Below are 17,208 nucleotides of genomic sequence, written 5' to 3' on the forward strand. Positions count from 1 at the left end.
CTCAAAAGACTTACAAAAATCATCTACATGACAAAACAAAGCATCTAAACTGAACATAGGACAGGCTGCTGATTTGATGTTATTCTCAGCTTACTACCTGTCCTTTTTCTTATCCCGAACTCAGGTTCTATTAGACGTTTTCTTCCCCCTCCTTGCTTGCGAATCTGACTTAAGTTTCTAGTCTGTTTCAGTGGAGTATCTAATTCCTGTTCAAGTTCCCGAATACCTGCTCTAATAGTTTTAGGAGATAGACCTGTAGCCTCGGAAACTAGGGTAATTCCACGTCTACCAATAGTTGTTGCTTCTATTCCAGCCCAAAGCCGCGTTACCTTTTCATTCAAGTATGGAGCTAGGGCATTAAACCTATCTTTGATAGACTCAGCGCTTAACATGTTCACTTTTGAATCAGATTTATGAAGTTCGTTCTAGGTAATGACTAAAAAAGAGACAGGCGCTTGCGCCAATCATTTGCAAATAAGTACAACTGAATAACCAAACAATTCAAAGGTATTTAAAATACGTTTAATAACATTCATTTTGAGTGTTACGATATCAGAATACTAACTTTAAATTACCCTTGCAGCATATATAGCTATAGGTAGAACTATAGCGGAATTTAAATTACGGGCTTAAGATACATTGTTATAAATTGCAAGGCACCATAGTAACATTTTTCTAGTATTACAATTATTAAAAACAACTTATATTGCACAAGAAATCAGGGGTTATATAATGAATAATATAAATCAAGAACAATACTCATTTAGCATCGTAGATTAATAAGATTAAATAGCTTTAATGTGATTTTCTTAATAAAAGTATTGTTTTAAAATATTCCTTAAATTGACTGGCATATTAGCTCAAAATATTTATTAGCCGAAATATTGGATAGGTTAAAAGATTTCTTTATCTGATGAGTAAAAGCTAAACGTACGTAAAAAAAAACGTGAATATTCACAAATTTCAACATTTATTTAGGTACATTTTGGGAATTATTATTTATTATAAAATTCCTTAATTTTAGACTTAAGATCAAAGAAGGGCGTACCATTAAATTACGAATAAAATTACTAAAGGTACGCATTTTAAACTGTTTATTTTTACAATTTAATTTTTACAATAATTCTCAAATTCACTAACTAGGGCTTGCTGTTAGAAAAGTTATTTGGTGTGTTTAGGGAATAGGAAACGGGGAACAGGGAACAGTTTTACCCCTATTTTTTCAAATTTTTTGCAGTCCAAAAAATTGCGAATGGAAGGTTTTGAAACTTTATATGCTTATTCTCTTGCACTTTTTTCCACAAAAATAGCTTGAAAAGCTTACAAGATAAGAGTTTTAAAGTTATTCAGCAGACCCTAACTAATCGTATTGTGTTGCTTTTTCGTAATCGCCAATCGCATAGCAAGCGACTTTTAAACTTGCACGAGCTTGTTCCTCACTGCGAGGATTTTTATTTCGAACTAAGTTTAAACGTTGTTCGTAGTAATCAATAGCTTTTTGATAATCACCTAAAGCTTCATGAGCTACACCCAATTTACCCAAAGATTGCTCTTGCGCTCTTTCATCATCAATTTCTCGAGCAATCTCTAAACTTTGTTCGTAATAAGTAACAGCTGTTGTGTGCTCTCCTAGAGCACAATAAGCATTACCAAGATTTTTTAACACTTGCTCTTCACCCCATTTATCTTTGAGTTGACGGGCAAACTCTAAACTTTGTTCTTGACATTCAATTGCTTGTGGTAAATTATTTAATGCTTTATATACCAATCCTAAATTATTGAATGCAGCAATTATAGAGCGACAATCTTTTAATTCCCGACATATCTGCAAACATTGCTGCAAATTTTCAACAGCTTCCTTATATCTACCTAAGTGACGCTGGGCGTTACCTAAGTAAGAAAATGCTTGGATTTTCACCTGCAGATTATTAGAATCTTTCATTACCGACAAACATTCTTGGGAATAGACGATCGCACTTTTATAATCTTGTGAACTGTAAGCTACAAGCGCTAAACAAGAAAGTGCTTGTCCTTGTTGTTGCAATTTCCCAAATGCTTGAAATAAGGCTAGTGCTTGCTGCAGAGATTCAATCGCTCTGACAAACTCACCAACTTGTTGATGTTCGATACCATGCCGTAATAGCATAGTTGCTTGTAATAAATAATCCTCAGCTTGTTCTTTGGCTGTGGGCTTTTCTATATAAGAATCTTCATATAATTTTTCATCAGAATTTTCATAAAAATTGTGGGTTATTGTGTCACGTTTCCCGAGTACGAAGTCGTTTTCTGGTATTTGTACGGAAACAGTGTTTTTACTGGTAGAATCACATCCGCCTTCGCTCATTAACCAATACCTATTTTGTATGACTTTGAGTCCAGTGTTCCCAATGTTACTCTTCAATTTTCATGTTAATGATATACTTCACAACAACTTCATGGGAAATATATTTCCATTTACCTTATACATTCCCATGGATTTGATTGTTTTTTTTTAATGAGCGAAATTTACAAAAAATTAACACTAAATAAGATATAAAATATCAAGAATATTATTTCAATAATTTTTAATAGCACATAGTCATTGTTCAGTTAAATCATAATCATTAGCTTCTATGGAAATTAGAAATACTTCAGTACAGATAAACCTTCACATTTATCAGTCAGTTCAAAGGTTGAACTGGCTAGTAGGGTTAGGAATAATTTTAAGTTCTTTTACATTCCCTGATTTGGTCGTCCTAGGACAAGAAAGTACAGATTTGCTTATTAATCAGCAAAAAGAAGCATGTAATAAATTCAAGGAAGAGAAATCAAAAGATAAACATGTAGATATTGCTTCCACTGGTCTAATACCTGGTACGCAGACCATATCAGATGAATTACAAAATGTGCAAATTCAACTAGTAACTGCAAGAAATCGCTTTCAAGAGAAGCATCCAGTTATAGTCAATCTAAAAAGAAGAGAAAAAGCACTTGAGAAATTGCTGTTGCAACGTGTAAAAAGTACCTGCCAAACTTTAAAGTAAATATACAAATTTTGATAATACTTATAGTTTTTACTTTTATTATTCCAACAACCAACCAAATAATTCCCCGAGAGTTAATTGAAAAGCTTTAGCAAAATCAGGTACGGGTAAAACATCTGTTGCGAGTTCAAAAAATGCAGGTTGTTGCTTAGGAAAATAAACTAATACAGACTGTTCGCTGGGATCTATCAGCCATCCCAATTGGGTACCATTATCTAAACAGTGAAGAATATTTTTGGTAACTTTAGTTTGACTTTGCTCTGGAGATAAAATTTCAATTGTCCAGTTTGGTGAAATCTTGAAAGAATCAGCTATTTCGCCATTGCTATCGCGGGGTATTCTCTCCCATGTAAATACACTTATATCAGGTACGGTGGAACGTTCGCCAAAGGTACATCTGAGTTCAGAGAACGCACGAGCTGTTTTTTGAGGTTTGAGTGCAAAATTAATGGCAGTGGATAGTTCAGTCTGAATTGCACTATGTTTTCCTTTCGGCATCGGTTTCTGAATAATTTTTCCGTCTACGTATTCACTGGGGGGCTTAGTTTCTGGTAATACCAAAAACTCTTCTAGAGTGATGGATTTAGATGAAGTTGTAACCATAATTTGGTTTTCCGTTCAATCCTATGGTTGTCTTGATTGCATTTTATCTTGATCGCCCCAAGGGACAAATTTAGAGTCTTGTCATCTTTTGGTGATAAGCCCAAAGGGCAGAGGCTACGCCGACGCCGCAGGCTCTAGCCGAAGACATCCCAGTAGAAACGCGTCAAACAGGTAGAGAGCAAAGGTGGAAGAAGTGAAATTTTAAATATTTATTTTGTTTAAAGTTGCAACTAATATACTTTGCATTTCTTCGACCTCATTCATGATATGGGAAAAAAGGTCTTTTTCGACTAAAGCGACTTCCTTAGCAATGATGAATTGTGTGTCGAGTTCCCTCAAAGAACCTAATGCAATATGTAAAAATTGTATATATTCTTGCTTTGAGCGTCTTCCGTAGCCCTCTGCAATAGCAATATTAGATGCAACAGATACAGATGAGCACCGTATTTGACTGGTCAATCCATACAATTCGGATTGAGGAAATAGGTGTGTAAATTTGTAGCAGTTAATGGCAAGTTGGACGGCTCATTGCCATATAAATTGATTCCTGTAGCTCATAGCTTCAGTTCTACGGGTAATAAAGTACTTGATCACCAAAAGCTGACAAGAGCCTTTGTTTGTCATAACTTCACAGTGACAGTTTTTACTTCTGTGTAATGCTCTAAACAATACTCGCCTAGTTCGCGTCCCATACCTGATTGTTTGAATCCACCGAAAGGTGCAGCAGCATCAAAAACATGATAGCAATTGACCCAGACCGTACCAGCACGAACATTATTAGCGATCGCATGGGCTTTGGTAATATCTTGGGTCCAGACACCAGCAGCAAGACCGTACATAGTGGTATTTGCTAGCTCAATGACCTCATCGATGTCTTTAAATTTGATAATGCTCATCACCGGACCAAAAATTTCCTCTTGAGCAATTTTCATCTCATTTTTGACATCTGCGAATACTGTTGGTTGAATAAAGAAACCACGATCGCCAACTTGATGACCACCACATAACATTTTTGCACCTTCACGCATACCCGATTCAATGTAGCTCATCACTTTATCGAATTGGTCTTTGTCCACTTGGGGACCTTGTTGGGTATTAGGATTGAATGGATCGCCAACAATACGTTTTTTAGCTTTTTCTACGCTAAGTGCAACAAAATCGTCATAACATTTTTCTTCCACGAACAGACGGGAACCTGCATTACAGCACTGTCCTTGGTTGAAGAATAAGCTGTGATGAGCGCCTTCAATGGCTGCATCCATATCTGCATCTGCAAAGACGATATTCGGGCTTTTACCACCAAGTTCTAAAGTTATCCGCTTTAGGTTACTTTTAGCTGCAGCTTCCATCACTAAATGTCCGACCTCAGTAGAACCGGTGAAAGCCAATTTATCTACATCCATGTGACGAGCGATCGCAGCTCCAGCAGTGGGTCCATATCCTGATAAAATATTAACTACTCCTGGAGGGAAACCAGCTTCAATAATTAATTCCCCGACCCGCAAAGCTGAAAGAGGGGTCTGTTCCGCAGTTTTCATCACCACTGTATTACCAGTACATAAAGCAGGTCCCAATTTCCATGCTTGCATTAGTAATGGAAAATTCCAAGGGATGATTTGACCCACCACACCCACTGGTTCGTGACGAGTGTAGCAGAAATATGGTCCATTAATAGGAATAGTCTTACCTTGTACCTTGTCTGCCCAGCCGGCATAATAGCGGTAACAACGGATAACTAAGCCCAAGTCACCGTAGGAAAGCTTCAGGGGTTTACCATTATCTAAAGTTTCCAGTTGCGCCAACTCATCAATATTTTGCTCGATTAAGTCCGCTAATTTGTAGAGTAATTCACCGCGACGAGTTGCGGACATCTGACGCCATTCTTTACCATGAAAGGCATTTTTAGCGGCTTCTACAGCCTTATCCACATCTGCTGCATCTGCTTCAGCAACGTTACAGATTACTTCACCTGTCGCAGGGTTAATCGTTTCAAATCTTTTACCACTAACACTTTCTACCCATTCATTATTTATTAGTAGCTTGGTTGGACCGATTTTCACCCGTTTTTCTGGTCTGGTGGTTGTAACCATATAGTCCTCCAATACTTTATTTTTTAAAAGTTTTTTGAACGTATTTATATGCTGGTTCGGTTACATAACACTTCTTGATTTTTTTATCTATATTTAACTTTTTCTTTACAGTATTTAATAGTTTCTTTGCAATAACTTTATATAAAAAAGAATATTAACCCCCCTGCAAGTTTGCAGAGGGGAACGGAATACGGGGGAGCCAGATCAAGTGTAATCTGTTCATAGGAAATTGTCGCGGATAAAAAGTGAAATATTCACTCAATCCTTAATCTAATGGGCAAATAACTATTTAGTAATTACTGTTTTGCGATAATTAATTTCCAGATTTCACCCCACCCAAAGTCCTTGGGTAAATCTCACGGATAGACTAGCAAGGGTAATTGCGAAAAAACTCAAAGTTAAATATCCCCAACGGGAATAACGAGAGACTAATATACCTAACACAAGGCTAGTAGAGACAATACCGTAACTCAAACGATTTAGTGACATAGTGCTTCCAGAAGCAAAAAGTAATCCCAAGCCACACCACCCATATATAACCGCGATCATGCTAAGCTCCTGGCGTAGGTGCCACAATAAATAACCACTACCAATGGTCGCCATAGTATTTATTAAAGGATCTCCGGCTAACAACCAAAGTAGAAAAGTTAAAACAATAATTCCGCTACCAACCTTTTCTGCACCCAATTTAGCTCGGGAACGCCACAATAAATAACCCAGAGTAATAATCAATGTGAATAAAATAGGATGTAAAGGGTCTTGAATGAAACCATGTTTCCAATTGCTCGTACCTGCAACTATTTGCACTAACATTTTCAGCCAACCTTCCCAGTCAAATCCTAAAGAATCACGCCATCCTTTCTGAGCAATGATAAAAGCAAGGGGTTCGCCAAATTGAATTGCACAATAAAGACTATATAGAAGTAAGCCAATAGCAGTAGCGAATCCAGCAAAATATGCACCTATTGGTTTACGTTGTTTCCAAGCAGTAATTATAAAAGTTGGAATCAGAGCAAGTCCCGTGGGACGAGTTGCTGTAGCCATTGCACCCCACAAAGCAGTCCAAACATATTGTTTGCGATCAAAGGCTTGTAAGGCTGCAATACTGAGAAACAAGTATAATCCTTCCGTATAAATAACACCTGCAAACATGGAAGCTGGAATCCAAGTTAGAACTGCAACACTCCAAATAGCGGCTTTAGTGCCATTATATTGTTTAATCCAGAAGTACAAACAATAACATGCTAAACAAAATGACAAGTTATTTAGCAGCATTCCAGCAATTTCAAACCGTAAACCCAAAATCATCAATCCCTTCACCATTAAAGGAAATAAGGGAAAGAAAGCAACATTATGTGCTCCACCATCATTTGTAAATTCATAACCGCTAGTAGCGATATTGTAATAATGTTCGCTGTCCCAAGAACTAAAGACTTCCCAGCCAAATTGAGGAGATACACCCCCGGGGGGTGCGGGTAAGTTGGGAGCTAGGTATAGCATTACTATCCAAATTAGTAATCGACTGCTCAGCCATATTGCACCCGGAAGTAAGATGTCATTTGTCCATATAAATTTTCTGCCAAATAACTGAATTTGCACCATAAACCAATTGCATTACTGGGACATATTTATAACAATTATTTGTCACAAAGGTAGAAAAATTGGTATTGTATCAAACATTTAATCGTCAAATCAAAAACTAATTGTAGCTTGCTGAATAGCTTAAAATTGGCGTTGCTAAAACAATATTTATTTTCACGAAATTTATTTTCACGAATGATTTAGGAACGAGAATTGAATATAGCGGTTTTCATTTGAATCAAATACATTTTCTAATTCCCAAATGTAGAGACGTAAAATTTTACGTCTCTACGAGGTGTACTACACTCAACCGAAAACCGCTATAATATCAAATCCGTTAGCATCGGAATTATATATTTTATATGAACAAAGGTTCAGAGTTTTTTCAATCACCTTTTAAATCATTCCAAAGTAAACGGAAAGAATATAACCTGTAATTCTGAAATTTGGAATGGTGCGTTACGCGATGCTAACAGCACCCTACTTTTGTGCTTTATTTAATCCATATTCCTTAAATCTATATTCCTTAGTATTGCTATATGGTATGAATTTTAAATATTCTCTAAAAGGCTCGATAAAGCATTCCAAGCTGCTTGGATGATAACTTGATAGCGTTGTTCAGATATATCAACAGTTTGTGCTTCTTGGCGATTTGCTCCCAGTAAACCGATATTTTTTCCCAACTCAACAGCTAAAACAATACCTTCTGGATTTTTAATTCTTAATTCACCTGAAAACTGATTAGGATAAATTGCGCAGATGTAGCGACGGTGATTATACTCAAAAGAACTTTTAATTGGTTTTTTTATTACTTTGGGAAATAAATTAGAACTGTCTGGAAGCCGAACTCCTAATATCTCCAATTCGATAGTGGTGTTACCATTAAAATAGTTTTCTCGAAGTTTATAAGCAATATCTACTCGTTTTGGTAAAGGGAAATAATCGCGCCAGCGCCATGCGATCGCTTTAATTTTATGATGTCGATCACCAATGGTTTGACATAATGTTAATTTAATATGACCTTTACCGACTGTTTTTTGGTCGAGAACCTGGACATCAGGAGTCCAAAATATCGGGTCGGGATTTTCTATCCCACAGGGTTCTAGAGTATTTAATTCCTCATAAAGTTCACGATTGATTTGATCGAAACTTACTGGAGCGTCAATTTTGAGGAGAGATTTAAGATGGTGAACTTCCAAGCAGCGGTTAGCAAATTCACTCAAACGTTGACGGAAAGCATCTAAGTTTTTTGTCGGTAAGGAAAATCCCCCCGCAGCTTTATGTCCACCATATTTACCTAACAGGTCGTCGCAAAATTCTAAGGCTTCAAATACATGGAATTCGGGAATTCCCCGCGCAGAACCGCGAATAGTTTCATTATCTTCATAGGTACCGATAAACACCGGGACACCATAACGTTCTAATAACCGAGAAGCAACAATACCAATCACACCATGATGCCAATTTGGTTGGATAATTACCAGTACCCGGTCATCTTTGAGAGATAAAAGATATTCTGTTTCTACAACTGCGATCGCTGATTGCTCAATTTCCTCACACATTTCTTGACGCTGACGGTTAATACCCTCACATTGCATCGCACGTTCGAGGGCTATTCCCATATCGTCGGTGGTGAGTAATTCAATAATTATTTGGGGGTCACCAATTCGACCGATCGCATTAATTCGCGGTCCCAAGCGAAAACCAATATCTTCTGGTTTTAAAGTTTTTAAAGATTTATTATTAGGATTTTGATTTAAATTATTAGTCGTATTTGAATTTGTATTTGAGCTTGAATTTATATTTGAGTTTGAATTTGAATTTATATGCGATCGTGAATTTGAGTTGATATTTGCGTTTGGAGTTAACGAAGAAGAATTATTTTGTGATTCCATTCCCCTTGCTTGTACCCCAGACATTTGAATTAGAGCTTGGACGCCAGGTAAACTTGATTTGGGTAATAATTGTAAACCACGTTTAAGCCAGCGACGATTCACCCCAATCAAAGGAGCCAAATCTGCAATGGTTCCCAAAGTAAATAATTCCAGCATCGGTTTATTAATATTTTGAGCCGATCCCATTTGTTGAGCCAGACATACGGCTAAAATATATGCTACACCTACCCCAGCAACTCCATAATAAGGAGAAGCCGGTGAAATTAATTTGGGGTTGAGAATAGCATTAGCCGGGGGTAACTTTTGGGGAATATCGTGGTGGTCGGTGACAATTACTTTTAAACCAAGTTCTCTAGCTCTGGCGATCGGTTCAAATGCAGAGATACCATTATCTACCGTTAGAACTAACCCAACACCTTCATTATGGAAATCTTCAATAATACGTTTGTTAATCCCATAGCCTTCATGCATTCTGCTGGGAATCGCATAATCTACTCGAGCGCCCAACCAACGCAAACTTCTTAACAACAAAGCAGTAGATGTCATCCCATCAGCATCGTAGTCACCGCAAATAGCAATTTTTTCCTCTGTGGCGATACTTTGTTGTAATAATTCCAAACTAATAGCTAGATCGGGAAATTCTTCTAATGGTGAAGGTAATTTTAATGATTCTGGACTTAAAAAGACCTGTGCATGTTCTACTGTTTCGATTCCACGATTAATTAACAGTTGATTAATGATGGGCGATAAATTCGTGGATTCAGCCAGCTTGTTTGCTAATTCTAAATTCTGCGGGTATATGTACCAGCGCTGATTAGGTAAGCGTTTGCGATTTTGTGAAATTTCGGGTTTAGAAAATTCTGATTTAGATTGATAGGTCATTGGTAATTTGTCACTATATGTTGGTCATTTGTCATCTGCCATTTGTTTTACATGTGCAAAAAATATCGGCGTTAACCGAAATAATGGTAACGAACGACCAACGACTAGCGACCAATTACAAATTACATTTACCAATTACAAATTACAAGTTAGCTGTTACCATAAATGCTCTTCCCATCACGCATAGATTACGATGTCCAGAAAACCCCGTGATATCAAATCAGGATACTGCTACCACATTACCACTCGCTGTAATAACCGTGAGTTTCGCTTAACTCGCCACGAATGTCGTCAAGTGTTCCTTTATGCGTTGAAAAAGGCATTAGAAAAGTTCAACTTTAAGCTTTATGGTTTGTGTATAATGTCGAATCATTGTCATTATTTGCTTGAACCATTGCAACCAGAAGAACTACCGAAAATAATGCACTGGCTGAATTGGTATACTGCTATGTGCTTTAACCGAATGCTTAACCGCACCGGACATTTTTGGGAAAAAAGATATCACAGCAGTGGCTTTGAAACTACTGACTATCAAAGAGCTTTAAATACCCTCAGATACATTCATGCAAATCCCAAAACAGCGGGAATGAAAAAAGGATTCTTTTATGATTTCTCGAATTACGGCACTCATGATAAGTTGACTACGGATGGACTTACCCAATGGCATCCTGCGTTTTTATCCCTGGGTAAATCACTGGAAGAATGTGCAGCGAGGTATCGGGGATTTTGCAAAAAATATAAACCTGCAACAAAACAATCGAAATCCTATCATTGGGGGAGCAAGCTGTTACCAAAGGTAGTGAAGAGTAAGCAGAAGAAAAAAACTTCCCCAGGACAAATGCGCCTTCCTTGGGATGATTGGGAAGTTGCGCATACTGAAGTTCAGGATGTAGCTCAAAAGTTTGTTATGGCTAACTGCTACGATCCCAAAGTTGCTATGCAGTTTTTTTGACTTTAAAAAGTTTGATTGATTCCTAAAAAGTTTGATTGATTTATTTTGACTTTTTTGTGACTTACTCTGTTCGTCTTTCAAGATGCGGCTTATCCCAAAATTGCTCCATGCAGTTTTTTTATTTTATTTAATTTTGACTTTTTAATTTTGACTTTTGACTTTTTTTGATGGTGCCAGGTATCCACAATCAATCCTATCACAAATGAATAAAGAAGTATTGACAAATCACCTTGAAAAAACTATATTTTACTTATTCTTTTTCTTTTTTTTTATACATTAATTTTTTTTTCCTTATCATCTTATAGTTTTTTATTATATTAAATTATTTCTCAACTTTTTCCTTCAACAATTTAAACACCATTCAACAATTTAAACAAAAATCATTCTACCCTTCTTTCAATTTAACAATTACTTCCCCTATACCTTCTCTCATACTCTCACCAAATATTTTCTTCACCATATTTAACTTATTATTAAAATCCCCATCCCACATCCATTCTAACACTTTCAACAACACTTTATTCTCCCACCTTTCTTTCATCTGCGCACCCAATTCACTCTCCCACTTCCACCAACTTCCTTTCCACTTTTTATTATATACTTCGTATAAGTAACACCAATGAATTAGTTTCCACACACAATATACTTCGTATAAGTAACACCAATGAATTAGTTTCTCATTATTCTTATCAAAATACTCATCATAAATTCCATCATCTCCTCTATTTAACAGTATTTCAAAGAATCCACCTTTGTTTTGTGTTACCTTTTTTTTGATTTCTGTTATTTTTTGATACCTTTCTTCTTTTATCTTTTCTTTTTTCTCTGTCGTTACTGTACGTAGTGTGTACTTCTCCCAAAGCTCTTTTATATATTTATTATCTTTTTCTTCACCTTCACTCTGTTGTCCGTATACATATAAACTTTCTAAATCTGCTTTAAGCCACTCTTTGTTATCAAGATATTCACGCAATTGGAAATATTCAGAAGGTATACCTTGCGGTGAAACGTCCAGAAGTTTTTTAATCGCTCCATTTCGTAGAGTATATTTATCTTCTTGATCGTTACCCCCCTTTCCCGAAGGAGACCACCTAAGAAGTGTTTTTATTTTTGGGTCACTGTTTATCCAATAATTAGCATTGCCTTTTTTCGGTCGAGAACTTGGAAGTTGTGAAGTGCTATATTCTGATTTATCTGAAAAATTTTCTAATTCAGCAAGTAGTTCATTATTTTTCTGTAGTTCAAAAAGAAGACGAGGATGTTTGAGTGTAAGTGCAACGAACTTACCTATTTGTCCTATAGTTAGCTTTTCAGATTCTTCTTTCACTCCAATAGAATAATAACAAATGTAACTCTTGAGTGTAAGTAAGTTTATATATTGCTTTAAACGACGAGGATTGTTATCAAAAAAATCAATAACTACTTCCATAAGCTTGTTAAAAGCATCGTCTTTTTTGTTTAAACCTTTATCAATAATGGGGAATACAGCTAAGTCTTCTGTATTTGTATCTTTTTGATTTGTATCTTTTTGATTTGTATATTTTTTTGTTCCTAGTAAGTCCTTTAATATATTTTCTTCAGAAGGTTTAGGTACTGAAAACGGTAATTGAATAAACTTTTCCATATAACTAAAACCATAGTTCAACTTGTGAATTGAACTATCATTATTGTTTGCGGAATTTTCTTGGTTTTCTTCTTGAAGGGACGGCAAAAAGTCCAGTATACCCTTTTGCTTAAATGTGATACCAGCTGCTACTTTTTCTCGATCGATACCCAAGATAAAAACTAGATTTGAGTTATTTGAAATCATCAGATTCAGAGCTTGTAATAAATCAGCTGATTTACCCAATTCACAACGGTCAAGGTCATCAATAAAAACATAAACCTTCTCATCTTTACCTACATATGCTTCCACAATCTTCCTAAAGTCTGCGTGGAAAGTCTCAATGAAAGGGACTTGAACCTGATAGTTAGGTGATTGAATAATTTTTTTTAAATCGTTTCTTAGGTCGCCAATAATATATTTTTGTAGTGAAACCCAAGAACCGATAGAAATCCCTAAAGTCCCAATAGCTCCTATAGGTGCTGCTTTCTCAACAAATGATTTTATCAATTTAGCTTGTGAACGACTAAGAATTTCAGAACCGTAAAATAGCCCCAAAAAAATAATACAAGCAAAACCGACAAAAACAAGATTAGCTAGCACAAACCGCCCAACTTTCATAATTGAAATTTCTGGTAATTGATCGTCTCCAGAGTAATTGTTCGAATAAAAGCGACTAACAAAAAGTTTAAACTTTCCACATATAACGGGTAAAAAATCACGAAAATTACGGATACGAGATGTTTGACGGATAAATTCGAGCGCAAATACAGCCCATAAAGCTTCAGCTTTATCGTGTCTCCAAGCATTAAACCAAACTATCTGGGTTTCTTGATTTAAACTTAACTTAAATTCTGATAATCTTAATTTAAATTTTAACTTTAATTCTAATAATCTTAATTTAAATTTTAACTTTAATTCTAATAATCTTAATTTAATAAATTTAAATATCTTGAATACAAAATCATTTATATATGGCAAGCACTTTTTGAATAAGTCATTTGATTTTTCTTGTGTTTTTCGTCTTTTACTCTCATCCTCTAGTGCTTGTGTTTCTCTTAGGTAATCTTCTTTAACCGCTTCTACTTTCTTATGAATGTCTTCCCTTTCATTTTCCCTAATTTTTATCAACTTTTTTTTCTCTAATTCTTCGGATTCCTTTTTAATCTGCGATTCAAGCTGTTTCATAAAAGAAGACTTACCACTACCCCATTCACCTTCAATAGAAATAGTTAGTGGTGCTTTCGTTTCAGGATTCGTTAAAAACTCAGCCATTGCTATAACATAAGGCTTAAAACCAAGCTTATCTTTCTCTGCTGGTAGATCGCCAGTAAGTTTGTTCTGGTTATCTTGAGATTCTGTCATTACTGTAGAAGGTAAGAATAATTTTGCAGGATTTATGTAATATAAACTTCACAAAATAGTTGTTAGTTTCCTGATCGCTAATCTTATTGAGAAGAAAAGAAAAGCTTTTAGTGATACGTCATGGGGCTGAAGAAGTGCTACTACTAGTCTAAGGTCATAGTAGCACTTAAATAAACAGTTTAATTATGAGGTGTTTAGCTGTTGTTTCACCTCTACTGCACCTAAAGCTTTGAGTGTGGAAATTTCTACTGGAGTCAAACCTTTAACGACTGTGATGTTCATCCCTTCACAAGGTTATTCGCTTAGTTGGGGTTTTGAGGCGCTTACCCGTTTTGGTTGGTATCCCAAAGCTTTATTGTCTCATCATCGCTACTATTGGCAAGGGTTACCCCATCGGGACTAAAGGTGACAGAACACTGGGGAACCTATTAGGAGAAAAACTAATACTAATTAAAACAGGACTTACGCAGCTATAGCTATCGTTGCGTAAGTCCTGCTATTAAATATTGATTTCTTGCAAAAAATCACCTGGTTGAAAATTATTAAATTGTTTTGTTGATTTTTGTGATAAAGATTTTTGAGGTTGTAAAGATTCGATTTTACTAGAAAACTTACTAGAAAACTTACTCGAAACTTTGCTCGAAACTGAATTATCTTCTGTTATTCGCGAACCTTGTTTTTCCTCATATTCCATAAGTTTTACCTGAGCGGTAGGATATGCTGAAGAATTTTTAGGAATTTGACGGAGGAATTTTAAAGCAATATCAAATCTTTGTTTCTCTGCTTGGTTGTAAGCTTGTTGCAGCAAATGGACGGAACGAATATCTCGCTTTTGCTTATATTCTGCTAGTTTTTGTTGGACTAAACTTCCTGCAGAACTTTCGGATGGAATTTTACCCAAATATTCTAAAGCGATAGCAAAATCTTTTGACTCAGCTTTTTTATAAGCTTTATTTAATAAATCCTGAGTTTGAGCTTCTATTTTAGTTTTAGCTTTTTCAACTAACTTATCTGACTTAGATTGCCAATATAGAATATCGGGAATTAAATTTGCAGCTTGGATCGCTTCCGACCACTTCTTCTGATTCAAAGCTGTTTCGGCTGCTTGATATTGCTTTGCTGCTATTTTCCATTCATTTTCCCATTCATCAATAGTATTTTGGGCTTCCGAATAGACTTTACTACTATCAGGAATTGACCTCATTAAAGCGACTGCTCGATCTAGATCGCCCGATTGAAATTCTTCTGTTGCTTTGTATACAGCTTCGTTCCCCATATAAGTAGGAGAGTTTTGTACCAGAGAATATACTCCCAAACCCATAACTAAAGAATTAGCCGCTAAACCAAATTTAATTCCTGCGAGAATAGAAGGTTTTGAAGATGAGGAATCTTGATCGCCATCCATCAAATCTTCATAAAAAGCACTATAATTTGGTTGAATAATCGTTGGTTTTCTAATCTCTGCTGGGGTTTGTTGCAGTGCTTGTAAAACTTCAGGTGCTGAATTAAAACGTCGCTCGTGGTCGTAGCGTATCATTTGACTGATAACCGCAGCAAGATACTCACTAACCACGGTCTCTTTAGAACGCCAGAGGATTTCGTTAGACTCGGGATCTACTTTTAACTGCAATGGAGTCAAACCAGTCAAAGCTTGAATCGCAATCATACCCAAAGCATAAATATCACTGTTGGGTTTTGTTTGACCGATAAACTGTTCCGGTGGGATATATCCCAAAGAAGTTACGGGAATTCTATAAATTGGAAGTTCTGCATCAATTCCAAAATCAATTGGCTGCATAGAGCCAAAATCAATCAAGACCAACTTATTGTCAGAAATACGCCTGATTAAATTTTCCGGCTTGAGGTCGCAATGAATTACACCTCTGGCGTGAATAAATTCTAAAATATTTAAAACATCTTCTAAAAAAGAAATTACCTCACCTTCGCTCCAAAGATAATTTAAATCTCTTTGAACTGGTAATTCCGCACTCAATGAGTGTCCCTCGATAAATTCTTGTACCAGATAAAACCGCTCATCTTCTTCAAAACAAGCTATCAGTTCCGGTATCTGGCTGTGGTGTCCTAGTTGAATTAAAGTTTCGGTTTCCGTGAGAAAGCGCAACCTTAATGTTTCTATGTAACTAGGTAGGGAACTACTGACTTTTAACTGTTTAACGACACATTTGGGGTTTCTTGGGTGGTCTACATCTACAGCTATGTATGTTTGACCAAAAACCCCCGCACCTAAGCTTTGGACAATTTGATAACGCGCTTTTAATACTTTACCGATCGTGGGGAGAGTCATGAGTTGGCTGTTTATTCACCTAATCTATTAGTTCTGTAATTTTTAAGACTTTCCGGATTTTGAGTAAAAAATAATACAGTCTATTTTTGTGCTAGCTCACTATATTTAAATAGCTACTGCTGTTTATCAATCGATTGGTTTATATTTAAGGAATTTTGATTCCCAATAAATAGTATTAGAGAATACAAATTCATTGAGCTTATGGAATTTTATTCTTGTGTTGCTTTAAACTCAATTGTTTTTATTGATTCACATGCAAGTCTTAAGTATTTTAATTTTAAAAAATATCAACAATGAAAATATTATCACCAAGAGAGCATAGTCAACTATGTTAAAGTTAATATTTCATACTTACAAATTATAAAGTCCATTTAATAATAGAAAATGCACGCTTTTTATCAAGCAAATAGCTCTTGAATATTTTTTTGAAATTCATCATTTTGTAGTTAAAAATACTAACATTATGATGAATTAGGGCTGAATGATCAGTTTCACACAGCGTGATAGTTAACCTGTGAAACCTATGAATTTAGTTTTTGTAAAAAAGGTATGAGGATATAAGCGTGTAGCATCAATACAAATTTTAGATACAGAGTAAGGAAAACTCTAAGTATTAGTTGATGTACTAAAAACTAAATTTATGTAGAAATTTTATCTATCAATATTATAGATAAATATATTCAGACAAAATTGTTTATTCTGTTACAAAAATCATGATGCTATGTATTTATTTTTAGGTATGTATAATAATGCAAGCGGCAAACATAAATATCAAATTTTGTAATTTTAGCTACGATAAAATCATTGATAAAAATAAACGAGATAAAGATAATTTAACTAAGATTGCAGCTGAAAATATACCTACCCACACTTCCCACACTCCCCCGTCTCATTTTATCGCGCTACGAA

The 17,208-nt window shown here is 35.6% G+C and carries 10 protein-coding genes and 2 pseudogenes; 2 read left to right on the plus strand and 10 right to left on the minus strand.

Annotation, left to right across the window (positions count from 1 at the left end; all coding sequences use genetic code 11):
- Positions 1–44: 44 nt before the first annotated feature.
- A complete protein-coding gene (locus QNJ50_RS20300) occupies positions 45–392 on the minus strand; it encodes a hypothetical protein (RefSeq protein ID WP_300638618.1) in 348 nt (115 codons plus the stop codon).
- A 968-nt stretch (positions 393–1,360) separates the two neighbouring features.
- The gene (locus QNJ50_RS20305) at positions 1,361–2,344 is read right to left on the minus strand and encodes a tetratricopeptide repeat protein (RefSeq protein ID WP_300638620.1); all 984 of its coding nucleotides are present in this window, start codon (positions 2,342–2,344) and stop codon (positions 1,361–1,363) included.
- Between the two features lie 268 nt (positions 2,345–2,612).
- Between QNJ50_RS20305 and QNJ50_RS20310 the strand changes: the two genes are divergently transcribed.
- On the plus strand, positions 2,613–3,023 hold the full coding sequence (locus QNJ50_RS20310) for a hypothetical protein (protein WP_300638622.1): 411 nt from the start codon (positions 2,613–2,615) through the stop codon (positions 3,021–3,023).
- Between the two features lie 39 nt (positions 3,024–3,062).
- Here the strand turns inward: QNJ50_RS20310 and QNJ50_RS20315 are convergent, their stop codons facing one another.
- The 5 genes and pseudogenes from QNJ50_RS20315 to QNJ50_RS20335 form a co-directional block, all read right to left on the minus strand.
- Entirely contained in the window at positions 3,063–3,626 is a 564-nt protein-coding gene (locus tag QNJ50_RS20315) for a Uma2 family endonuclease (protein ID WP_300638624.1), read from the minus strand.
- A gap of 201 nt (positions 3,627–3,827) precedes the next feature.
- Positions 3,828–4,184: pseudogene (locus QNJ50_RS20320) on the minus strand (four helix bundle protein).
- A 62-nt stretch (positions 4,185–4,246) separates the two neighbouring features.
- Complete coding sequence (locus QNJ50_RS20325) at positions 4,247–5,716, minus strand: aldehyde dehydrogenase family protein (protein WP_300638626.1); 1,470 nt, start codon at positions 5,714–5,716, stop codon at positions 4,247–4,249.
- A 327-nt stretch (positions 5,717–6,043) separates the two neighbouring features.
- Positions 6,044–7,318, minus strand: a complete 1,275-nt coding sequence (locus QNJ50_RS20330) for a mannosyltransferase family protein (RefSeq protein ID WP_300638628.1) — start codon at positions 7,316–7,318, stop codon at positions 6,044–6,046.
- A 530-nt stretch (positions 7,319–7,848) separates the two neighbouring features.
- Positions 7,849–10,074 (minus strand): DHH family phosphoesterase, encoded by a 2,226-nt coding sequence (locus QNJ50_RS20335; protein WP_300638630.1) that lies wholly within the window; start codon positions 10,072–10,074, stop codon positions 7,849–7,851.
- Between the two features lie 193 nt (positions 10,075–10,267).
- Between QNJ50_RS20335 and QNJ50_RS20340 the strand changes: the two genes are divergently transcribed.
- Positions 10,268–11,026, plus strand: coding sequence for a transposase (locus QNJ50_RS20340; protein WP_300638632.1), 759 nt, complete (start codon positions 10,268–10,270; stop codon positions 11,024–11,026).
- A gap of 385 nt (positions 11,027–11,411) precedes the next feature.
- On the opposite strand, the gene QNJ50_RS20345 is transcribed toward QNJ50_RS20340, so the two are convergent.
- From QNJ50_RS20345 to QNJ50_RS20355, 3 genes and pseudogenes are all read right to left on the minus strand, one after another.
- Positions 11,412–13,994, minus strand: a complete 2,583-nt coding sequence (locus QNJ50_RS20345) for a P-loop NTPase fold protein (protein WP_300638634.1) — start codon at positions 13,992–13,994, stop codon at positions 11,412–11,414.
- Between the two features lie 323 nt (positions 13,995–14,317).
- A pseudogene (locus tag QNJ50_RS28615) lies at positions 14,318–14,377 on the minus strand (hypothetical protein); the annotation flags it as partial.
- 116 nt (positions 14,378–14,493) lie between these two features.
- Positions 14,494–16,299 carry a serine/threonine-protein kinase gene (locus tag QNJ50_RS20355; RefSeq protein WP_300638638.1) on the minus strand — a complete coding sequence of 602 codons (1,806 nt, stop codon included), beginning with the start codon at positions 16,297–16,299 and terminating at the stop codon, positions 14,494–14,496.
- Between the last annotated feature and the right edge of the window lie 909 nt (positions 16,300–17,208).

Source organism: Mastigocoleus sp. MO_188.B34, assembly GCF_030065675.1.
GTDB lineage: Bacteria > Cyanobacteriota > Cyanobacteriia > Cyanobacteriales > Nostocaceae > Mastigocoleus.